The organism is Candidatus Methylolitoribacter marinus (genome assembly GCF_051853155.1).
Lineage (GTDB): Bacteria > Pseudomonadota > Gammaproteobacteria > Burkholderiales > Methylophilaceae > BACL14.
Map to the genome: position 1 here is coordinate 921,727 of NZ_CP124221.1, position 21,020 is coordinate 942,746.

General features: G+C 33.8%; 22 protein-coding genes. 15 read left to right on the top strand and 7 right to left on the bottom strand.

Features of this window, described 5'->3' with window-relative positions; genetic code table 11:
* Window positions 1–68 precede the first annotated feature (68 nt).
* Genes dapD through dapE form a run of 3 tightly spaced genes read left to right on the top strand, consistent with a single transcriptional unit; the run spans window position 69 to window position 2,385 of the window.
* A complete protein-coding gene (gene dapD / locus QFA95_RS04895) occupies window positions 69–896 on the top strand; it encodes a 2,3,4,5-tetrahydropyridine-2,6-dicarboxylate N-succinyltransferase (protein ID WP_486462414.1) in 828 nt (275 codons plus the stop codon).
* A gap of 2 nt (window positions 897–898) precedes the next feature.
* Window positions 899–1,258: a Spx/MgsR family RNA polymerase-binding regulatory protein gene (locus QFA95_RS04900; protein WP_486462415.1), complete on the top strand. Its 360-nt coding sequence runs from the start codon at window positions 899–901 to the stop codon at window positions 1,256–1,258.
* Window positions 1,255–2,385 carry a succinyl-diaminopimelate desuccinylase gene (gene dapE, locus QFA95_RS04905; RefSeq protein WP_486462416.1) on the top strand — a complete coding sequence of 377 codons (1,131 nt, stop codon included), beginning with the start codon at window positions 1,255–1,257 and terminating at the stop codon, window positions 2,383–2,385. The genes QFA95_RS04900 and dapE overlap by 4 nt, the downstream gene beginning before the upstream one ends.
* An 18-nt stretch (window positions 2,386–2,403) precedes the next feature.
* Here dapE and QFA95_RS04910 read toward each other — a convergent pair whose 3' ends face one another.
* Genes QFA95_RS04910 through QFA95_RS04935 form a run of 6 tightly spaced genes read right to left on the bottom strand, consistent with a single transcriptional unit; the run spans window position 2,404 to window position 7,290 of the window.
* Window positions 2,404–3,189: a pseudouridine synthase gene (locus QFA95_RS04910; RefSeq protein ID WP_486462417.1), complete on the bottom strand. Its 786-nt coding sequence runs from the start codon at window positions 3,187–3,189 to the stop codon at window positions 2,404–2,406.
* Window positions 3,164–3,775, bottom strand: coding sequence for an SMC-Scp complex subunit ScpB (gene scpB / locus QFA95_RS04915; protein WP_486462418.1), 612 nt, complete (start codon window positions 3,773–3,775; stop codon window positions 3,164–3,166). The genes QFA95_RS04910 and scpB overlap by 26 nt, the downstream gene beginning before the upstream one ends.
* A gap of 1 nt (window position 3,776) precedes the next feature.
* Window positions 3,777–4,571: a segregation and condensation protein A gene (locus QFA95_RS04920; RefSeq protein ID WP_486462419.1), complete on the bottom strand. Its 795-nt coding sequence runs from the start codon at window positions 4,569–4,571 to the stop codon at window positions 3,777–3,779.
* On the bottom strand, window positions 4,571–5,770 hold the full coding sequence (locus tag QFA95_RS04925; RefSeq protein ID WP_486462420.1) for a tryptophan--tRNA ligase: 1,200 nt from the start codon (window positions 5,768–5,770) through the stop codon (window positions 4,571–4,573). Before QFA95_RS04925 ends, QFA95_RS04920 begins: the two co-directional genes overlap by 1 nt.
* A gap of 23 nt (window positions 5,771–5,793) precedes the next feature.
* Window positions 5,794–6,435 (bottom strand): site-2 protease family protein, encoded by a 642-nt coding sequence (locus QFA95_RS04930; protein ID WP_486462421.1) that lies wholly within the window; start codon window positions 6,433–6,435, stop codon window positions 5,794–5,796.
* Between the two features lie 15 nt (window positions 6,436–6,450).
* Window positions 6,451–7,290, bottom strand: a complete 840-nt coding sequence (locus QFA95_RS04935) for a PHP domain-containing protein (protein WP_486462422.1) — start codon at window positions 7,288–7,290, stop codon at window positions 6,451–6,453.
* 46 nt (window positions 7,291–7,336) lie between these two features.
* Here QFA95_RS04935 and QFA95_RS04940 point away from each other — a divergent pair, with 46 nt between their 5' ends.
* From QFA95_RS04940 to QFA95_RS04975, 8 genes are all read left to right on the top strand, one after another.
* Window positions 7,337–7,861: a septation protein A gene (locus QFA95_RS04940; protein WP_486462423.1), complete on the top strand. Its 525-nt coding sequence runs from the start codon at window positions 7,337–7,339 to the stop codon at window positions 7,859–7,861.
* The gene (locus tag QFA95_RS04945) at window positions 7,858–8,160 is read left to right on the top strand and encodes a YciI family protein (RefSeq protein WP_486462424.1); all 303 of its coding nucleotides are present in this window, start codon (window positions 7,858–7,860) and stop codon (window positions 8,158–8,160) included. The genes QFA95_RS04940 and QFA95_RS04945 overlap by 4 nt, the downstream gene beginning before the upstream one ends.
* 2 nt (window positions 8,161–8,162) lie before the next feature.
* On the top strand, window positions 8,163–8,405 hold the full coding sequence (locus QFA95_RS04950; RefSeq protein ID WP_486462425.1) for a BolA family protein: 243 nt from the start codon (window positions 8,163–8,165) through the stop codon (window positions 8,403–8,405).
* Window positions 8,402–9,175 carry a peptidylprolyl isomerase gene (locus QFA95_RS04955; RefSeq protein ID WP_486462426.1) on the top strand — a complete coding sequence of 258 codons (774 nt, stop codon included), beginning with the start codon at window positions 8,402–8,404 and terminating at the stop codon, window positions 9,173–9,175. The genes QFA95_RS04950 and QFA95_RS04955 overlap by 4 nt, the downstream gene beginning before the upstream one ends.
* A complete protein-coding gene (locus QFA95_RS04960) occupies window positions 9,156–9,395 on the top strand; it encodes a FeoA family protein (protein WP_486462427.1) in 240 nt (79 codons plus the stop codon). Before QFA95_RS04955 ends, QFA95_RS04960 begins: the two co-directional genes overlap by 20 nt.
* Complete coding sequence (feoB, locus tag QFA95_RS04965) at window positions 9,392–11,116, top strand: ferrous iron transport protein B (RefSeq protein ID WP_486462428.1); 1,725 nt, start codon at window positions 9,392–9,394, stop codon at window positions 11,114–11,116. The genes QFA95_RS04960 and feoB overlap by 4 nt, the downstream gene beginning before the upstream one ends.
* 101 nt (window positions 11,117–11,217) lie before the next feature.
* Window positions 11,218–15,042 (top strand): phosphoribosylformylglycinamidine synthase, encoded by a 3,825-nt coding sequence (gene purL, locus QFA95_RS04970; protein WP_486462429.1) that lies wholly within the window; start codon window positions 11,218–11,220, stop codon window positions 15,040–15,042.
* 7 nt (window positions 15,043–15,049) lie between these two features.
* Window positions 15,050–15,526 carry an ankyrin repeat domain-containing protein gene (locus QFA95_RS04975; RefSeq protein WP_486462430.1) on the top strand — a complete coding sequence of 159 codons (477 nt, stop codon included), beginning with the start codon at window positions 15,050–15,052 and terminating at the stop codon, window positions 15,524–15,526.
* 45 nt (window positions 15,527–15,571) lie between these two features.
* On the opposite strand, the gene serB is transcribed toward QFA95_RS04975, so the two are convergent.
* Window positions 15,572–16,417, bottom strand: coding sequence for a phosphoserine phosphatase SerB (serB, locus tag QFA95_RS04980; RefSeq protein ID WP_486462431.1), 846 nt, complete (start codon window positions 16,415–16,417; stop codon window positions 15,572–15,574).
* Between the two features lie 59 nt (window positions 16,418–16,476).
* Between serB and sucC the strand changes: the two genes are divergently transcribed.
* From sucC to QFA95_RS05000, 4 genes are read left to right on the top strand one after another with little or no spacing between them, the layout of a single operon-like run.
* Complete coding sequence (sucC, locus tag QFA95_RS04985) at window positions 16,477–17,643, top strand: ADP-forming succinate--CoA ligase subunit beta (protein WP_486463453.1); 1,167 nt, start codon at window positions 16,477–16,479, stop codon at window positions 17,641–17,643.
* Entirely contained in the window at window positions 17,643–18,518 is an 876-nt protein-coding gene (gene sucD, locus QFA95_RS04990; protein WP_486462432.1) for a succinate--CoA ligase subunit alpha, read from the top strand. Before sucC ends, sucD begins: the two co-directional genes overlap by 1 nt.
* Entirely contained in the window at window positions 18,511–19,446 is a 936-nt protein-coding gene (locus tag QFA95_RS04995) for an ankyrin repeat domain-containing protein (protein ID WP_486462433.1), read from the top strand. The genes sucD and QFA95_RS04995 overlap by 8 nt, the downstream gene beginning before the upstream one ends.
* Window positions 19,446–21,020: an NAD+ synthase gene (locus QFA95_RS05000; protein WP_486462434.1), complete on the top strand. Its 1,575-nt coding sequence runs from the start codon at window positions 19,446–19,448 to the stop codon at window positions 21,018–21,020. The genes QFA95_RS04995 and QFA95_RS05000 overlap by 1 nt, the downstream gene beginning before the upstream one ends.

Consider the following 21,020-nt stretch of genomic DNA (forward strand, 5'->3'; position numbering starts at 1 on the left):
ATTATTAAGTTTTTTTATGTAAAATAAACCCTTCAAAAATTCACAACACTATTAATAGAAGGTCAAGAATGAGTAATTTACAAGATATTATTGAACAAGGTTTTGAAAACAGATCTGAAATAAACCCATCAAATGCTCCACAAGAAATAGTAGATGCTGTCTCTGAAGTACTAAATAAATTAAATACTGGAGAGTTGAGAGTCGCCAGTCGCATTGGAGATAGTCAAGATTGGGAAACTCACCAATGGATAAAAAAAGCTGTGTTATTGTCTTTTAGGTTAAAAGACAATGAAATGATGCCTGGCGGCTCCACCAATTATTTTGACAAAGTGGATTCAAAATTTCGTCATTTTACAGAACAAGATTTTAAAAATGGTGGGTATAGAGTTGTTCCTAATGCGATTGCTCGTCATGGAAGCTTTATTGGTAAAAATGCTGTACTAATGCCTTCTTATGTAAATATTGGTGCTTATGTTGATGAAGGAACAATGGTGGATACTTGGGCTACCGTCGGATCTTGTGCGCAAATAGGTAAAAATGTCCACTTATCAGGTGGTGTTGGAATTGGTGGAGTACTTGAGCCAATTCAAGCAGGTCCAACTATTATTGGTGATAATTGTTTCATAGGTGCGCGAAGTGAAGTTGTAGAAGGTGTTGTTGTTGAAGATAACGTTGTTATCTCGATGGGAGTTTATATCGGTCAATCTACAAAAATACTAGATCGTGAAACTGGTGAAATTACTTTTGGACGAATACCAAAAGGCTCAGTAGTGGTCTCAGGAAACTTACCATCTAAAGATGGAACATACAGTCTGTATTGTGCTGTCATTGTGAAAAAGGTTGATGAAAAAACCTTAGGTAAAGTAGGCATCAATGAATTACTGCGAGGTGTTTAAAATTGATAGAGCTTTTTGGTATTAAAAATTGCAATACAGTAAAAAAAGCTTTAGATTGGCTCGTGCTAAATAATATTGATATTAATTTTATAGATGTCAAAAAAGACTTAACCTCTGAACATCTTAATCAATGGTTTCAAAACTTACCGAGTGATTTAAATCCTTTGATGTTCGTCAATCAAAGAGGGATTACGTGGAGAAATTTAGCTGATAGCGACAAACAACTGATTAATTCAACCAAAGGTATAATTGAATTAATCCTTCAAAAACCATCGGTGATGAAGAGGCCAGTCCTAGTCAATAATAAAAAGGTGGTGCTTTTAGGCTATGATGAAGAAAAATACCAAAAAGAATTCGCATGACAAAAACTTTAGATATTGCTAAGCGTTTAATAGAAATTGACTCCATTACACCCAATGATAATGGTTGCATCAATATCATCAAATCTGAATTAAACAATCTTAACTTTGAATATCAAAGCATTGATAGCAATGGAGTTTCAAACCTTTATGCTAAAAGAGGAGAATCGAGTCCCTCTATTATTTTTGCAGGTCATGTAGATGTTGTTCCCCCTGGACCATTAGATAAGTGGCAAAGTGATCCTTTTATACCTACAGCAAAGGATGGCTTACTTTACGGAAGGGGTTCGGCTGATATGAAATCGTCAATTGCTGCTTTTATCGTTGCAATTAATGAGTTTACGGCTGAATTTCCTAATCATAAGGGGTCGATAGGTTTATTTATTACTTCTGATGAAGAAGGTATTGCTACTGATGGTACTAAAAAGATTGTTGAACATTTTATTCACAATAATCAAGACATTGATTACTGCATTGTGGGAGAGCCTACTAGTGCAGAAAAATTTGGTGACACTATTAAAAATGGTAGGCGTGGCTCGCTTTCTGCAACATTAATTGTAAAAGGAATTCAAGGGCATATTGCTTACCCACATTTGATTGATAATCCAATTCATCGATCTGCTTCAATCATTGATGAACTTAAAAAAATATCCTGGGATGATGGAAATGAATATTTTCCAAAAACGTCATGGCAGGTTTCCAATATCAATGCTGGAACAGGTGCTACAAATGTTGTTCCTGGGGATGTAATAATACAATTTAATTTTCGTCATTCAACAGAATGTACTCCCGATCAATTAAAAAATGAGGTCGAGATGATTGTTAAAAAGCATGCTGATGAGTATGAGTTAAATTGGGAAATCCCAAGCGAGCCTTATTTGACGCAAAAAGGCTTTCTAACTGATGTATTAACCTCTGCCATATCAGATATCACTGGGATAACCCCAAAAGTCTCGACAACAGGAGGGACATCAGATGGTCGCTTTATAGCAAAAATCTGTAAACAAGTTGTTGAATTCGGTCCAATTAATGCCTCAATCCATAAAATAAATGAACACGTAAATATAGATGACATAGAAAAGCTCAAGGAAATTTATAAGTTATCCTTGATTAAAATTTTGTGTAGTTAATTCTTAAGTTTATTCCGCTCAATTCATTCCAAGCATTTTCAAAATCTTTTCAAGATTTTTCTTTTCAAGCTCCATAAACTGACCTCGCTTTAAATGAGACGGAAGATTTAATGGTCCGTATCGTGTTCGAATTAGTCGACTGACTTTTAAATTCTGTGACTCAACTAAACGTCTTATTTCTCTATTCCTACCTTCTTTTAAAATAATTCTAAACCACTGATTTGCGCCCTCACCGCCTGTATGTTCAAAAGTTTCCACATGTGCGATACCATCGTCCAATTTAACCCCTTTTCTGATGTTATTAATTATGTCCTCGGTCACTTCTCCCAAAATTCTTACCGAGTACTCTCTATCGATTTGTTGGCTGGGATGCATCATGTGATTGGCCAATTTTCCATCATTGGTAATTAACAACAATCCTGAAGTATTAATATCGAGTCGCCCAATAGATATCCACTTGCCATTTTTAACTTTAGGTAGCTTTTGAAAAACAGTTTTTTGATGTTTAGGATCGGAATGAGAAACGATTTCACCCTCCGGCTTATGATAAATAATTAAACGGGATTCTCTTTTCTCGATATTCTTAAAGTATATTCTTCTTCCATCGATATGGATGATCTCATTACCAAGAACCATATGCCCTAAATCAATTGGTTTCCGATTAACAGTAATCTTTTTCTGTCGGATAAGCTCTTCAATAGATCTTCTAGATCCAATTCCCATATTGGCAAGAAATTTTTGGATTCTTTCTTTTTTATTGTCTAACTCTTCAACAGAGCTATTCTTGGCCATCTTGTGACTCATGAGGAATTACTACTTGCGAATCATTTTGATCTAGATTTTGATTGCCAATTAGATCTAAATTGAGCTGTTCCTCAAATTTTTCAATATCAGGTAAGTCTGATAGGTTAGTCAATCCAAAATCATTTAAAAAGTGTTTTGTGGTTCCATACAATCCTGGTCTTCCCGGGGTTTCCTTAATGCCAACAATATCAATCCATTCTCTTTCTACTAATTGCCTTATGGCATTCGGATTCAGAGCCACGCCCCTGATTGATTCAATATCACCTCTAGTTACCGGTTGACGGTATGCAATAATTGCTAACACTTCCATGACTGCCCTTGAGTACTTTGGCGCCCTATCTGGGTTCATTCTCATTAGATTTTCGACAAACTGTTGTTTTGCTTCAAATCTATAACCGGACGATACTTCTATTAAATTTAGTGTTTTTTTATCCCAATCATTCTTTAATTCATCTAGGAGCATGCGCAAAGTTGAACGCTCGACTTTTTCATCAAAAAGTTTTTGCAAATCATCAATCGATAATGGTTTTTGTGAAGTTAAAAGAGCGACTTCAAGAACATCTTTTAATTTAGAATTTATTTCCATACTATGCTCTCATCAAATATATTTTTGAGTAATTACTTTGCTGAAAAATTTTTATCAATGACTCTTTTGCTAACTCCAAGATTGCAAGAAAACAAACCACCATTTTTTGTAACGGCTGATCTTGTTTTAAAAATAAATCATCAAAATCTATCTTCTCATTATCATCAAACATTCTTAACACTTCACTCATGTGCTCCCTGACTGATAGCTCAGAGCGATCAATGGTATGATTTTTTAACTGCCTTGCTCTCTTGACAACATTTTGCCAGGCTTCAAAAAGATCGTGAATAGAGACATCTGGATATTGGTTATTAATTTCTCTCTGATAATATACTTCAGGAGGCAACCTGTCATGACCTAACTGAGGAATTGTATTTAAATTAACCGCTGCTTCTTTTACAAGCTCATACTCAATCAATCTTCTTACTAACTCTGATCTTGGATCTTCTTCATCATCCTCAATTGATTCTGGTTTTGGGACAAGCATTCTAGACTTAATTTCAATTAACATGGCTGTCATCAAAAGATAGTCGGCAGCAAGCTCTAATTTAATCTCTTTCATTTTTTCAACATACGCCATGTACTGTTTTGTTAAACTGAGCATTGGAATATTTAAAATATCTAGATTATTTTTTTTAATCAAATACAAAAGTAAATCTAAAGGACCTTCAAAAGATTCTAAATAAACCTCTAGTGCATCTGGTGGAATGTACAAATCTTGAGGAAATTCAGCAATTAATTCGCCATGAATTTTAGCTTGTAGATATGGATTAATATCGCTGACTATCGTTTCCATTAAAAATCAAGGCCCATAGCTTCACGAACTTCACGCATAGTTTCTCGTGCTAGTTTACCTGCTTTTTCACAACCTTCAGCAACTACACTTTTAACTAAATCAGGATTTTCGACATAATGAATTGCTCTTTCTTGGATAGGTTTAAGTTCTTTAGAAATCGCATCTATGATGGGTTGTTTACACTCAATGCAACCTATTCCTGCTGAGGAGCAACCTTTGCGAACCCAGTCTTGAACATCATCTTTTGAGTAGACTTGATGTAGTTGCCATACTGGACATTTATTTGGGTCACCTGGATCTGTTCTTCTTACCCGTGCTGGGTCTGTGGGCATTGTTTTAATTTTTTTCTGAACATCTTCAACTGATTCTCTCAGAGCAACGGTATTATTGTATGACTTTGACATCTTCTGTCCATCTAAACCAATCATTTTAGAAGCAGGTGCAAGTTTATATTCAGGTTCAAGTAAGATAATTTTTCCTCCCCCCTCTAAATAACCCAATAATCTTTCCTTATCACCAATACTTAAACTTTGATGTTCTTCAATTAATGATTGTCCTGCCTCTAGCGCTTGATCATCACCCTCTTCTTGATAGGCATCTTTTAATTCATGGTAGAGCTTTCCTTTTTTTGAACCGAGTTTTTTTATTGCGAGTTGTGCTTTTTCCTCATAACCAGGTTCTTTTCCATAAAGATGATTAAAACGTCGGGCAACCTCGCGAGTAAATTCAACATGAGGAACTTGATCTTCTCCAACTGGAACTTGAGTAGCTTTATAAATTAAAATATCTGCACTTTGTAGTAATGGGTAGCCTAAAAAACCATAGGTTGATAGATCCTTGGCACTAAGTTTTTCTTGCTGATCTTTATAAGTTGGGACACGTTCTAGCCATCCCAGCGGGGTAATCATACTTAACAGCGTATGGAGCTCGGCATGTTCAGGTACTTTTGACTGAATAAAGACAGTCGCATGGGCGGGATCAATTCCCGCAGCTAACCAATCGATGACCATCTCCCAAACATTTTGTTCGATTACCTCTGGAGAGTCATAATGGGTTGTTAATGCATGCCAATCGGCAACGAAAAAGAAACATTCACTTTCATGTTGGAGTTGTATCCAGTTTTTTAATACTCCATTGTAATGACCTAGATGTAAATTTCCGGTTGGTCTCATCCCAGAGACAATTCTTTCAATCGCCATATTTTTTTACACTATCCTTAAAATTAAACAAAAATACCAATTAATGTCCCTTGAAAAAATCTTAGTAAAGGCAATAAAATTGCTGACAGTAGTCCACTTACAATTAAAAAAATCAATATAAACATTCCATAGCGCTCAATCGATGCTAATTTGTATGACCAAGGTGTTGGGAGTAGGCTCACTGCCATTCGACCTCCATCTAATGGTGGAATGGGTAATAAATTCAGCAACATTAAAACTAGATTAATCATAATACCAACCTGCGCCATTCCAATAACAAATAAAGCATGGCTCGTGCCGGACGATTTAAATAAGCCTAAAATAATTGCCCAGATAATAGCCATAACTAGGTTGGAAGCTGGGCCTGCAAGCGCGACCCACATCATGTCTTTTTTTGGGTTATTTAAGTTTGAAAAGTTCACTGGCACGGGCTTAGCCCAACCGAATAAAAAAGGAGCGCTCAATAAAAGCAACATTCCTGGAATTACCACTGTCCCCAAAGGATCAATATGTTTTATTGGATTTAATGTAATACGTCCGAGATAATAAGCTGTCTTATCCCCGAAGTGTTTCGCTGCATATCCGTGAGCTGCTTCATGAACTGTAATGGCCAACAAAACAGGAATGATCGAAATAGTAAAATATTGAATTGGGCTAAGTTCCATAACTTAAGAATTATATCAATTTGTGGTTAAAAATTGAGACCATATCGGTTTTACTTTATCAGGAAGTTGATGGGTTGGACCAAGATCTCTGTATGAGACCCCATGTCCATGAAAATCTGATCCTACTGAACCATATAGCTCATGTCGTTCTGCGAAGTCAGCAAAATAATCAATTTGATTAAGACTTTGGCTGCCAGAAATAACCTCTATTCCGCTTCCGCCAAGCTCTTTAAATTCTTGAAAAAATTGAGGGTACAATTTACTCCCCATATCATAACGTCCAGGATGAGCGATCACTGCCTTCCCTCCTGCATTATTAATCCAATTGACTGCATCCTCAAGGCTGGCCCATTGATGATCTACATAACCTGGTTTCCCTTTGGTCATGTATTTATTAAAAACTGTTTTGATGTTTTTACTATATCCTTTGGATACTAAAAAATGTGCGAAATGAACCCGACCTATCACCTGGTGGCTTGCAAACTTTTTTGCTTCCTCATAAGCGTTAGGTATACCTACCATGGCTAATCCGTATGCAATCTTTTTTGCTCTATCAATTCTGCCCTCACGAATTTTCTTCAAACCTTGAGCAAGATCTTTATTCTGATGATCAAAATCTAAGCCAACCATATGAATGGTGCGATTCCGCCATGATACTGATACCTCAACACCATTAATAAAATGTATACCCAATTCTACAGATTTTTTTTTAGCAATTTCCAAGCCCGCAATATCATCATGATCTGTGAGGGCAAGCATATTAACTTTTTTTTCTGCAGCATAGGCTATTAATTCATCGGGATTCAAAATGCCATCAGATACGTTAGAATGAGAATGAAGATCAACTATATACATTTAATTTAAATGTACTATAGTTTCAACAACATGTCAGTGATTTATTATGAAATTTTTTATAGACCTCTTACCAGTAGTTATATTTTTTATCGTATACAAATATACAGATATTTTTTATGCAACTTTTAGTGCAATTATAGTAAGTATCTTTCTAGCAATAAGCACTTATTTAATTAAGAAAAAGATTGAAAAAATGGTGCTCTTTAATACCCTTCTCATCACTATTTTGGGAGGTCTAACCATATTATTGAAAGATAATACTTTTATTATGTGGAAACCAACCGCTATCTATTGGCTTTTTGCATTAGTTTTGATTGTTAGTCAATTTTTATTTAAGAAAAACTTAATGAAGCAAATGTTAGGGAAACAAGTTAATTTGCAAGACCATGCCTGGAATCATATCAGTACGAATGTCATTATTTTTTTGATTGGCATAGGTATTTTAAATCTTTATGTCGCATTTAATTTTGATGAAAATACCTGGGTCAATTTTAAATTATTCGGCATTACGTTTTTACTATTCATTTTTATGATTTACCTTGCACTCTATATCTCTAAGGAAAATAAATGATGTGGTATGTTGTTCACAGTCAAGATAATCCAAATTCACTTGAAAAAAGATTAAAAGCAAGGCCTGATCACATTGAGCGCCTTAAAACACTTTTAAATCAAGGAAGGCTTATGGTTGCAGGGCCTTTACCTGCAATTGATAATGAAGAACCAGGACCGAATGGTTATGAAGGCAGTTTAGTTATTGCAGAATTCGACTCTTTAGAGGATGCCAAAGAATGGGCTCAAAATGACCCCTATGTTATTCATGGAGTTTATTGTTCTTTTTCTGTTCAGCCGTTTAAGAAAGTTTTTCCATAATCATGATAGAAGAAATAAAAAAAAGACTCGCATCACTTAACCCAGCAAGGCTGGAAATTATCGATGATTCACATATGCATCATGGGCATGCTGGAAATTCAGGGGGTGGTCACTTCACCATTATTATCAAAAGTGATTTATTAGCAAAACAAAATCGTATTCAATCACATAGACAAATTTATGGTTTACTCGATGATCTTATCCCCCAAAAAATTCATGCTTTACAAATTAAGATTGAAATATGAAATATTTATCAAATCCAATCATATTGTTAATATTTACCTGTCATATTGTCTTTGCCGAGACAACAATTATAGTTAATTCTCAGTCATTAAATCCAAATTTAATCGATTACATTTCTAATGAGCTCAAATCTCAAGGAAGAGTCATTGACGAAGAAATGAAACAAAATATTATAGATAGACTAATAGAGCTAGAAATATTAACTGATGTGGCTGCAAAAGAAGGTATTACCAGCGACACAAAATTTCTCTCAAAAATTGAGCTCACTTATATGGAGATGGCCTACACAGAATACTTAAAAAAATACCTTAAAGAACACCCTATTTCAAATGAAGATATTGAAATGGCTTATACAAATTTCAAAAAACAATTTAATGAACAAGAATACAAAGGGCAACATATTTTAGTAAAAACCAAAAACGAAGCTAAAAATTTAATTATCAAAATTAAAAAAGGAAGTGATTTTTCTGAGCTGGCTAAAAGCTTTTCTATTGACAAAGCATCAGCTGAAAAAGGTGGCGATCTTGATTGGTTCAGGTTAGAGGATATGGTGGAATCCTTTGCTAAAGAGGTTAAAGGTCTTCAAAAAAATGAACTAAGCGACGTATTTCAGACTCAGTTCGGGTGGCATATTTTTAAATTAATTGAAAAAAAACCACTGATGCCTCCTGAGCTCAGTGAAATAAAAAAACGTTTAGAAGATGACTTAAAAAAAAGAAAATTAAGAGATCATATTAAAGAATTAAGACAAAATGCAGAAATCTCAAATTAAATTATTATCCGAAATTGCTCAAAACTCTTTTGCAACTGTTATTGAAATTGACCATCAACCCTCATTCATATTAAAAGCAGCCGCATTAGGTTTAAAAATTAATAAATTAGTGCGTGTACTTCATAAATCCAATAATGGTCCAATATGCATCAAGGTGAATACTTCGTCTTTTATGATTCGAGCAGCTGATGCAGCAAAAATCAAGGTCATTTCTGAATGAAAAAAATTGCTCTCATTGGAATGCCTAATTCGGGAAAATCTACTTTCTTTAATTCAATAAGTGGCGCTTCAGCTCGAATTGCAAATTGGTCTGGAGTGACCGTAGATATTGAAAGTGTTAGAACATTAATATTTGGTGAAATGGTCGAGCTTATCGATCTACCTGGTATTTATTCGTTACAATCGGGATCTGATGATGAAGTTGTTGTCCATAAATTCTTAAAAAATAATCAAATTGATGAAATATTTTTTATCCTCAATTCAACTCAAATTGACCGGCAAATTCTTTTAGCTTCTGAATTATTAAGCATGGGTTACACCCTTAGAATTTTATGCAACATGAATGATGAGGCAAAAAAAAGTGGGATCCAGATACAGTATGACAAACTGCAAAAAAGACTTCAAACCCCTATCCATCCTATAAGTGCAAAATTTAAAGAGGGATATGAGTTTTTATCAAAACGGCAGGAAGTAAAAAAAATAGATGGAAACTCAAAAAAATTCGTAGAAAGTGAAATCAAAAATTATATTTCTTTTCCAAAGACATTGGATAGTTCAGTCACTGAAAAACTAGATAGATTTTTTCTTCATCCTTATTTTGGGCTACCCATTTTTTTTATTACACTTTTTTTTCTTTTCCAAATTATTTACGGAGTAGCAGAACCAATTCAAGATTTTCTTGGAGGTGTATTTGACTATTTTGGGGGCTTATTACAATCAAATTTAGCTCTGTGGTTACCTAATCTATTATCCTCTTTTATTTATGATGGAATGTATCTTGGAATCACGACCGTACTGACCTTTGTTCCAGTCATTATTATTTTCTTCCTAATAATGTCATTTATAGAAAATAGTGGTTATCTCTCAAGAGCTGCATTCTTAGTGGATCGCATGATGGAAAAGATGGGGCTGGATGGACGCAGTTTTGTGCTGATTCTCTTTGGTTTTGGATGCAATGTGCCAGCTTTAATGGGAACAAAAATAATGCGTTCTAAATCAATTCGTTATCTTTCGATGCTTATTATTCCATTTTCATTATGTTCAGCACGACTGCAAGTCTTTTTATTTTTTACAGCGATTTTCTTCGAGCCAAAAATTGGAGGATTGGTCCTATTTTCAATGTATATGATTAGTTTTTTATTGATTGTGTTTACAGCAATAATTTTCAAAAAAGATCAATCAGAAGAGGAATCCGTTCTAATTGAAATGCCAGCCTATCAATTGCCAACTCTCAGGCAAAATATCTTAACGGCGACCCATGAAGTCAAACATTTTTTAGCAAGGGCATCAAAATTTATTTTAGTGGGCGTTATTATCGTTTGGTTTCTCACCAATACCTATCTCTCATCAGACTTAAGTGTTGCTGACTTCATTGGGAATACCCTAAATCCAATTTTTGATCCAATTGGGATTAATGATAAATTAATCATTGCTCTAATTTTTGGTTTTATTGCTAAAGAAATTGTGATTGGAGCTCTTGCAGTTATTTTCTCAGGGAATGACAACACTCTTCCAGAATTATTGTTTAATTATATAACTTGGCAACAAGCAATCAGCTTCATGATTTTTACTTTAATTTATACTCCATGCTTATCAACCATTGCAGTCATTAAGAATCAGTCAAAAAGTAATAAATTAGTCCTAACATCGCTTGCATGGTCCTTAGTATTAGCATGGTTAATAAGCTTTGCAGCCTATCAGAGTTTATTATTTTTATATTGATAATTAACTAAGATTGTCAGGGTAAAAAGAGATGCTATCTGTTAAAATATTGCTTTTATTAATTTATCTATCATCCAGTGATTCATTATCATTTTAGCCATGTGGCGCTTTCCAAAAATCAAGAAGAAAAGCTGCTAAAAAGGATTAGCTCATCTCATAATCAGATTAACAATCTCCATACTCAATATATTCATTTTGCAGAATTTATTAATGAGCCTTCTTCAAATGAGATTAAAATTCTTGAAAACTTGCTTACCTATGGTGAACCAAGGGAAAGTGGTTCACCATCAAAACATAAATTTATCATCATTCCTAGATTCGGAACATTATCTCCATGGGCCTCAAAAGCAACTGATATTGCCAAGCGATGTGATTTAAACATTAAAAAAATAGAGCGTGGATTATTAGTTAACTTATTTGCTGAAAATGACTTAACTCAGAAAGAAATTGAAGAAATTTCACGAAGCTGTTATGACCGAATGACTGAAACTATTATATATAACCACATTGATGGAGATAAGCTTTTTACTCAAGAAGATCCTAAGCCACTTAAATCAGTAGATATCTTAAATAAGGGAATTAATATTCTTCATGATTACAATATTAAGAATGGCTTAGCTTTGTCCGTGGATGAGGTGGAGTATTTATATCAAAATTTTTTAAAAAATAATAAAAACCCTACTGATGCAGAATTAATGATGTTTGCCCAAGCTAACTCTGAACATTGCCGTCATAAAATCTTTAATGCTTCATGGAATATTGATGGTAAAGATCAAGAAAAATCTTTATTCCAAATGATTAGGAACACCCACAACAAACATCCAAAAAAAACCATCGTTGCGTACTCTGATAACTCATCAATTATAGAGGGTAATAAAATTAATCGTTTTTATCCAGGCAAGGATAATAAATTTAGACCTCATTTGGAAAAGACCCATTATCTCATGAAGGTTGAAACTCATAATCATCCAACTGCAATATCACCTTTTCCTGGAGCTGCCACAGGTTCTGGAGGGGAAATAAGAGATGAAGGGGCGACAGGTCGAGGCTCAAAACCAAAAGCTGGGTTGACTGGCTTTTCCGTATCAAATTTAAATATTCCTAACCACCCTCTTTCATGGGAAACGACACCTGATAAACCTGATCATATATCCTCACCATTAGACATTATGATTGATGGACCGATTGGCGGCGCATCATACAATAATGAATTTGGACGGCCCAATATTGCAGGTTACTTAAGGGTATTCGAACAAACAATAGAGGGGAAAAAATATGGGTACCATAAACCCATCATGCTGGCAGGTGGTGTAGGTAACATCAGTGATAAACATACCCATAAGAAATTACTTAATGAAAATGTATTACTAATTCAACTTGGTGGTCCTGGTATGTTGATTGGCCTTGGAGGAGGAGCTGCATCTTCAATGAATAGTGGATCAAACGATGAAAGTTTAGATTATGCATCAGTGCAAAGAGGGAATCCTGAAATTCAAAGAAGAGCTCAAGAAGTGATCGATCGATGTTGGCAGCTTCAGGATGATAATCCTATTTTAAGTATCCATGATGTTGGTGCTGGAGGGTTGTCTAATGCGTTTCCTGAACTCATTAATGATGGCGAAGTTGGTGCAGATTTTGATATTAGAAATATTGATACCGAAGAAAAGGGTATGACCCCTCATGAATTATGGTGCAATGAATCACAGGAAAGATATGTTTTGGCTATTGATCAACAATCGCTAGATTTATTTAAAAAAATCTGTGAAAGAGAACGCTGCCCTTTTAAGGTTATAGGTAAAGCGAAAAAAAATCGCCATCTTCTCGTGAAAGATAGCTTGCTAAATCAAGATGTTGTAAATATGGAGCTCGATGTTCTTCTTGGAAAACCACCAAAATTATTAAAAAAAATTCCAAAAAAAATAGAAAAAAATATTCCAAAATTATCCAAAGTAACTGATAAAGATTTATATAAAAAAGTCATTTCCCATCCTTCAGTAGCTTCCAAAAAGTTTTTAATAACTATTGGGGACAGATCTGTTACTGGCTTGGTTGCTCAAGATCAAATGGTTGGGCCATGGCAAACCCCTGTGTCAAATGTTGCTGTTACAAAGTGTTCATTTGAGGATATAACTGGTGAGGCTTTTGCCATTGGAGAGAGAGCTCCATTGGCTATATCCAATGCAAGAAAATCTGCGCGCATGGCTGTGGCCGAAGCGATAACCAATATAGTTGCTGCAAATATTGGAAAGATTAGTAACATTAAATTATCAGCCAACTGGATGGCTGCAAGTGGTGATGATGATGAAGATAATAATCTATTTGCTGCGGTGCATGCTGTTGGTGAGGATCTTTGTCCACAATTAGGTATATCAATTCCTGTCGGTAAGGACTCCATGTCTATGTCGACAAAATGGAATGATAGGACTGTTACATCACCCCTATCACTCATTGTCACTGCATTTTCTGAGTGTGAAAATATTCAAAAAACTTGCACGCCTGAATTTATAAAACGAGATGATTATATCTTTCTATACATTGATTTAGGTATGAATCAATATAGAACCGGGGGGTCGATTGCCGAGCAAATCAATAACACCATGACATCAGAATGTCCCGACATTGATGATCCAAAATTATTAGTTGGCTTTTGTGAGGTTATTCAACATTTAATAAATGAAAATTTGATTTATGCTTATCATGACCGATCCGATGGTGGCTTATTCACTACCATATCCGAAATGGCATTTGCTTCTCGCTGCGGTGTAGATATCGATTTATCTCAAGTTACTGCAGTATTTTCAAATATTCTATTCTCCGAAGAATTAGGTGCGGTCATACAAATAGACAAAATAAATGAAGAGAAAATCACTAATTTATTTCGAGAAAAAAATATTCTACATATTTTTAATATTGGAAAAATAAATCATTTAAATCAAATCAATATTAAACATGAGTCAGATTATATTCAGGAACAAAGATCAGAGCTTGAAAAGATATGGTCATTAAATAGTTATCATATTCAATCAATCCGGGACAACGCCAAATTAGCAGAGGAAGAATTAAATCTTGTGAATGAAAACAACGATCCTGGAATCCGATCAGACATTAAATTTGAATTAAATTTTCCATCCATAAAGAGTACCAAAAAACCGCAAATAGCGATCCTTCGTGAACAAGGAGTCAATGGTCATTATGAAATGGCAGCTGCATTTCATTACGCTGGATTCGAAGCGATTGATGTTCATATGCAAGATCTTATAGATGGGAATTATGTCATCACGGATTTTAGAGCTTTTGTTGCTTGCGGAGGTTTTTCTTACGGTGATGTATTGGGCGCAGGGGAAGGTTGGTCCAAAGTAATTCTTAATAATTCAATGCTGCGTGATCAATTTTCATCTTTCTTCAATCAGTCAAATTCCATAGCCTTAGGGGTATGTAATGGATGTCAGATGATGTCAAACCTTAAATCCATAATTCCGGGTGCAGATAAATGGCCAAAATTTGTGAAAAATTTATCTGACCAGTTTGAATCAAGAGTGGTTACCGTAAAAATACCAAAAAATAAATCTATCTTTTTTAATGAAATGGAAAACTCTTACATTCCAGTAATTACCGCTCACGGAGAAGGAAGAGCTTACTTTTCTAAATCAAATGATCTTAAAGAAATGATTCAAAAGGAACAAATTACATTACAATATGTCACAAATAATCATGAGGTAACTACTATCTACCCATTAAACCCAAATGGTTCAGTTGATGGAGTAACTGGTTTTACAAATGATGACGGACGTTTTAATATCATGATGCCGCATCCTGAACGTGTATTTAGATCAGATCAAAATACTTGGTCTAGGGTTAAACAAAATGATTATGGGCCTTGGTTTAAAATGTTTACAAATGCACAATATTTTTTAAATAATAGTTAGGAAAATTATGAAAAAGTTTTTTAGTTTATTAATGTTAATTTTGAGTCTTAATGCCTTTGCAGGATTGTCAGACCCTGAAGAATTGGAATTCACCGGCGCTTTAAATGACGGAGACTTAAAAACTGTAAAAATGTATATTGAACAAAAGGCTGTTCCGCTGGAAGACAAATACTTTGCATGGACGCCATTCCTAATTACAGCTGCAAAAAATCAATTTGAAATCTTGAAATATTTAACTGAAAAAGGTGCTGACATCAATTACATTCATCCTGTAACTCGAATGACTGGTTTCCATCATGCTGCATTTAATGGAAATAAGGAGATGGCAAAATACATTGCTGACAAAGGAGCTGATATCAACAAGAAGCTTAAAGGTGATGTTTCTATTGTTAGAGCTCTCAAAGATGATGGTAAAGAGGATATGGCTAAATTTCTTATTACATTGGGCGTTAGTGAAGAAGGTTGTGAAGGAAAGTGCTTCTAATTCCTAAATGCTAGTTTTTTAAAGCATCTCTTTGAGGTGCTTTTTTTATTCCTTTTCCAGGAAAATAAATAAATCTAATAAGGTTTTGTAATAATTCTTTTTCACTGACCAAGTAACAAGGTCATCCAATACCGGTTTTCCATGCATAGATATACTTAAGCCCGATTCTTTAAACATATTAATATCATTTGCACCATCGCCAATGGCTATGATTTGATTTTTCTTGATACCATATTGATTTGCAATTTTAACTGTCAGCTCAGCTTTTTTGTCAGCATTAATTATTTCACCGACCAGATTTCCAGTTAATTCATTATTAAGTACTTCAAAGGTATTAGAAAAAGCATAATCCATCGATAGAGACTTTTTTACATAATTTACAAAATAAGTAAAACCACCAGAAACAACAACAGTTACTAAGTTATGTGATTTTGCATAATTTAACCATTCATTAACATGAGGCTGGAATTTTATTTTTTCATTAACAATTTTTTCAAATGAACAAATATTAACTCCTTTTAACAACTGTACTCTTTTTTTAATACTTTCATTGAAACATAATTTTCCCTGCATAGTTAACTCAGTAATTTCTGATATTTCATTTTTTAAATTTAGAAGTTCAGCTATTTCATCGATACATTCATTTTGAATAAGCGTCGAGTCCATATCGCAAACAAGAAGTTTAAAATCTTTAATGTTTTTATTTATGTTAAGAAAAAATTGAGTCTTAGATGAAATTAGTTTTTTTTTGTTCTCTATAAAGAAATTTGATTTACTGTCAAAAGAGCTAAATTTATCATCAATTTTTTTTATATCAATATCAAAATGACTTAACTTATTCTCATCTACAAACCGATGAAGCTCCTCGTTATAAATTAAGTAATTTTCCATGCACACATTATACAACTCTTACCAATCTGATATCATTATGATTTTAAAGATAAATGCCGATGAATTTACACGAATATCAAGCGAAAGAGCTACTCCGAAAATATGAAATTCAAACCCCATTCGGGCAAGTTGCTGAAACTTTAAATGAAGTAAATGCTTTAGCGAAAAATATAAAAAACCCTGTTGTTTTAAAGGCTCAAATTCATGCAGGTGGCAGAGGAAAGTCCGGTGGTGTTAAAGTTGTCACATCTAAAGATGAAGCACTTGAGTTTGCTTCTAATCTTTTAGGGAAAAACTTAGTAACTTATCAAAATCAGCCATCCGGACAACCAGTTCACAAAATTTTATTTGAAGAAACTGAAAATATTGCAAATGAGCTTTATTTTTCTATTTTAATTGATCGAGAAAAAGAAAAAGTTTGTCTCGTTGTCTCAAGCGCAGGTGGAATGGAAATAGAAGAAATTAGTAAAAAAAACCCTGATTTAATACTCAAAGAATTTTGCAACCCAATAACGGGCTTAATGGATTATCAAACCAGAGAGCTTGCAAACTCATTACAGTTTGATGCCGATTTGGCAGGGAAATTTAATAAATTTGCCAAGGCGGCCTATATGCTTTTTACAGAAAATAATTTATCACTTTTAGAAATTAACCCATTAGTGATTAATGATACCAATGACTTTGTTGCACTAGATTGCAAGATTAGTATTGATGATAATGCCCTTTATAAACAAAAAAAATTAAGTGAACTTCGCGATTGGTCACAAGATGACTCAAAAGAAGCAGAAGCACATCATGCTGGATTAAATTATATTGCTCTAAATGGCGAAATTGGATGTATGGTCAATGGTGCAGGGCTAGCTATGGCCACGATGGATTTAATTCAACATTGTGGTGGATCACCTGCAAATTTTTTGGATGTCGGTGGTGGTGCATCAGCAGAAACGGTTTCAAAAGCATTTAGAATTTTACTATCTGATAAAAATGTAAAAGTTGTTTTAGTTAATATCTTTGGCGGGATTATGAGATGTGATGTAATTGCTCAAGGGATTATAAATTCAGCTAAAGATATTGGTGTTGCAATACCAATTGTTGTAAGACTTGAAGGAACTAACGTTGATGATGGAAAAAAATTACTCAAAGAAAGTAATCTCAATATACATTCAGCAGATAATTTAATTGATGCAGCAAAAATTGCTGTGACCTATGCCAAGGATCATAAATAATGTCAGTTCTAGTTGACTCAAAAACGCGTTTAATTTGCCAAGGATTTACTGGAAAACAGGGTACTTTTCATTCTGAACAATGTTTAATATATGGAACCAATTTAGTAGGTGGTGTAACCCCAGGAAAAGGTGGAAGTAAGCATCTTAATTTGCCTGTTTTTAATACTGTTAAAGAGGCTGTAAATCAAACACAGGCGAATGCAACCATGATCTATGTGCCGCCTGCATTTGCTGCAGACTCTATTATTGAAGCTAGTGAAGCTGGAATAGAAATTATTGTATGTATTACTGAGGGTATTCCTACTTTTGACATGCTTAAAGTTAAATCAATCATTAACAGCAACCGTTCGATTTTAATAGGTCCTAATTGCCCAGGAATCATTACACCTGGTGAATGTAAAATAGGAATTATGCCTGGTAATATTCATCTTCCTGGAAAGATCGGGATTGTTTCAAGATCAGGCACCCTTACCTATGAAGCTGTTAATCAAACGACCAAAAATAAATTAGGTCAATCAACTTGTATTGGCATTGGTGGAGATCCAATTAAAGGATTAAATTTTATTGAGTGTTTAGATTTTTTTGAAAATGATCCTGACACTCATGGAATCATCCTAGTTGGCGAGATCGGAGGCAGCGATGAAGAGGAAGCGGCTGATTATATTAAAGAAAAAATTACAAAACCAATCGCATCATATATTGCGGGCATGACTGCACCGGAAGGCAAAAGAATGGGCCATGCAGGAGCAATTATTTCGAAGACCAGTGGTAAAGCAATTGATAAAATTAATGCTTTAAAAAAAGCAGGTACCGTAATTGCTAACTCCCCTGCTGAAATAGGAGATGCTATTCTGTTAGCAATGAATAATGCATAAATTAATTATTATTCTTGCCGTTATTTTATTTCCCTTAAATTCATTTACCGAAGAAGTAAATTATCTTTTAACTGCATCAGCAAAAAATGATATTGAGACAGTTAAAGCCATAATTGAAAGTGGAGCAGATGTTAATGTAGTGGACTCTAACAATCTTAATGCTTTAATGTACGCTGCAAGAAAAAATAATTCGGAAATTATTAATTTGCTGATTGAGAATAAAATTAAGGTAAATCATACAGATGATTCGGGTTGGACAGCACTAATGTACGCAGCCAAGAAAAATTATACTGATTCTATAAATTTATTGTTAAATGCAAAAGCAGATCCAAAAATTACAGATCCAGACGGATGGTCTGCCTTTGGTCTTGCCGCATCCGCCGGGCATAGTGAAACTATTGATTTACTAATCAAAGCTGGTATTGACCCAAATAATAGAAATAATAGCGGGCAAACCATTTTGATGATTGCAGCAAAAAAAGGTAATTTAGCGGTCGTTAAAAGTCTTTTGGACAATAAAGCAAACTTGACTTTAAAAAATCCTAATGGAAAGACGGCCTTAATGATTGCATGTGCCAATGGCAATATTGATGTTGTGAAAATGCTTCTCAATCGAGGGGCTGATATTCATACAGAAGATAAATCTCAATGGACTGCATTAACTTGGGCAATTGAAAAAAAATATCCAAAAATTGCAAACATTCTTCTTGAGCGAGGAGCTGATCCCGATCATAAAGATGATCAAAAAACACCCTTAATTCATTTTGCCGTATTTAATAATGATTATGAATCAGTAAAACTATTGATTGAGTACAATGTTAAATTAAAAGCGCGTGATCAATATGGACTTACACCGTATGTTTATGCTTTGAAGGAAAAAAATAAAAAAATTGTTGAAATTATCAAAGATAATGGCGGAACTTATTAATGAAAGCTTGCTTAATTCAATCAAATCCTGTCATGGGAGATATTCAAACAAATTTTAATTGGATTAAGAAGCAGATTATTTCAAATGATGCAGATATCTACGTTGCACCAGAACTAGCCTTAATCGGCTATCCTCCTGATGATTTATTATTTGATAAAGAATTTATTAAGAAACAAGAATTAGCCTTTAGTGATTTTCAGCCATTTTTGAAGAATAAACTGTTGATAATTGGTGGCGTGCTTTTAAAAAAGAATAAAGTATTCAATTCAGCTTTCATTATTTCTCACAACAATATAAAACATCAACATAAACAATGCTTGCCTAATTATGGAGTGTTTGATGAAAAAAGATATTTCTCAGCAGGTGATAATCAAAAAATTATTTCTTATAAAAGTAAGAAAATTTTAATTCTTATTTGTGAAGATTTTTGGGATAAAGATTTAGAAAAAAAATACCAAGATAAAAAAATTGATTTCTGCATCGTCATCAATGCTTCTCCTTTTGAGATTAATAAGCTCAACGTAAGAATCAATAGGGCAAAAAAAATTAATAAAAAAATTAAATCGAATTTGATTTATTTGAATATGGTAGGTGGACAAGACGACGTTGTCTTTGATGGTGCTTCATTCTTATTAAATAAGAATAATAATATTAGCTGTCAACTAAATCATTTTAAATGTCAGACAAAGTTGATTGAGGAATCATCACCAGAAAAAATAATTAAGCCTTTATCAATTGAAGAGAGTGTCTTGAATGCGTGTATTTTAGGTACTAAAGATTATATTAAAAAAAATAAAATCAAGAATGTTTTTATTGGCTTATCTGGTGGAATTGATTCTGCTCTAGTTGCGTATATTGCATCAAAAGCAATAAATAAAAAAAATATAAATTGTATTATGATGCGATCTCAATACACTTCAAAAATGAGTACTGATGATGCAAAAAAACTTGCAAAAAGTCTGGAAGTAAATTTTATTGATAGAAACTTATCCTCACTAATAAATCAAATTAATCTAAATTTAAAAGATGATTTTAAAAATTTTCCTACAGACATAACAGAAGAAAATATTCAAGCAAGAATTCGAGGTCTCATCCTTATGGCCATGGCGAATAAAAAAAATGGGATTGTGTTATCAACATCCAATAAAAGTGAATCTGCTGTTGGATATTCAACATTATATGGAGATATGGTAGGAGCTTATGCCCCCATTAAAGACGTCCCAAAAACATTAATATATAAAATTAGTGAATTTATCAATTTAACTGATAATATTATTCCAGAAAGAATTATCAATCGCCCCCCATCAGCAGAATTGAAGCCTGATCAAACTGATCAAGACTCATTACCTACATATGAAGAACTTGATAAAATCATTGAGCTTTTTATTGACGAAGGTCAATCGACAGATGAAATTGTTAGCTTAGGCTTTAAATCACAAACTGTGAAAAAAATTGTAAAATTAATACTAAGAAGTGAATTTAAAAGAAGACAAAGTCCTCCTGGGCCAAAAATAACAAGAAAAGCATTTGGGAGGGAAAGGCGCTTTCCAATCACTAATAACTATTTAGGATAA

Coding starts and splice junctions, on each gene's coding strand:
- dapD (WP_486462414.1), top strand. CDS start 69: ATGAGTAATTTACAAGATATTATTGAACAAGGTTTTGAAAACAGATCT.
- dapE (WP_486462416.1), top strand. CDS start 1,255: ATGACAAAAACTTTAGATATTGCTAAGCGTTTAATAGAAATTGACTCC.
- QFA95_RS04910 (WP_486462417.1), bottom strand. CDS start 3,189: ATGAGTCACAAGATGGCCAAGAATAGCTCTGTTGAAGAGTTAGACAAT.
- scpB (WP_486462418.1), bottom strand. CDS start 3,775: ATGGAAATAAATTCTAAATTAAAAGATGTTCTTGAAGTCGCTCTTTTA.
- QFA95_RS04920 (WP_486462419.1), bottom strand. CDS start 4,571: ATGGAAACGATAGTCAGCGATATTAATCCATATCTACAAGCTAAAATT.
- QFA95_RS04925 (WP_486462420.1), bottom strand. CDS start 5,770: ATGGCGATTGAAAGAATTGTCTCTGGGATGAGACCAACCGGAAATTTA.
- QFA95_RS04930 (WP_486462421.1), bottom strand. CDS start 6,435: ATGGAACTTAGCCCAATTCAATATTTTACTATTTCGATCATTCCTGTT.
- QFA95_RS04935 (WP_486462422.1), bottom strand. CDS start 7,290: ATGTATATAGTTGATCTTCATTCTCATTCTAACGTATCTGATGGCATT.
- QFA95_RS04940 (WP_486462423.1), top strand. CDS start 7,337: ATGAAATTTTTTATAGACCTCTTACCAGTAGTTATATTTTTTATCGTA.
- QFA95_RS04945 (WP_486462424.1), top strand. CDS start 7,858: ATGATGTGGTATGTTGTTCACAGTCAAGATAATCCAAATTCACTTGAA.
- QFA95_RS04950 (WP_486462425.1), top strand. CDS start 8,163: ATGATAGAAGAAATAAAAAAAAGACTCGCATCACTTAACCCAGCAAGG.
- QFA95_RS04955 (WP_486462426.1), top strand. CDS start 8,402: ATGAAATATTTATCAAATCCAATCATATTGTTAATATTTACCTGTCAT.
- QFA95_RS04960 (WP_486462427.1), top strand. CDS start 9,156: ATGCAGAAATCTCAAATTAAATTATTATCCGAAATTGCTCAAAACTCT.
- feoB (WP_486462428.1), top strand. CDS start 9,392: ATGAAAAAAATTGCTCTCATTGGAATGCCTAATTCGGGAAAATCTACT.
- QFA95_RS04975 (WP_486462430.1), top strand. CDS start 15,050: ATGAAAAAGTTTTTTAGTTTATTAATGTTAATTTTGAGTCTTAATGCC.
- serB (WP_486462431.1), bottom strand. CDS start 16,417: ATGGAAAATTACTTAATTTATAACGAGGAGCTTCATCGGTTTGTAGAT.
- sucC (WP_486463453.1), top strand. CDS start 16,477: ATGAATTTACACGAATATCAAGCGAAAGAGCTACTCCGAAAATATGAA.
- sucD (WP_486462432.1), top strand. CDS start 17,643: ATGTCAGTTCTAGTTGACTCAAAAACGCGTTTAATTTGCCAAGGATTT.
- QFA95_RS04995 (WP_486462433.1), top strand. CDS start 18,511: ATGCATAAATTAATTATTATTCTTGCCGTTATTTTATTTCCCTTAAAT.
- QFA95_RS05000 (WP_486462434.1), top strand. CDS start 19,446: ATGAAAGCTTGCTTAATTCAATCAAATCCTGTCATGGGAGATATTCAA.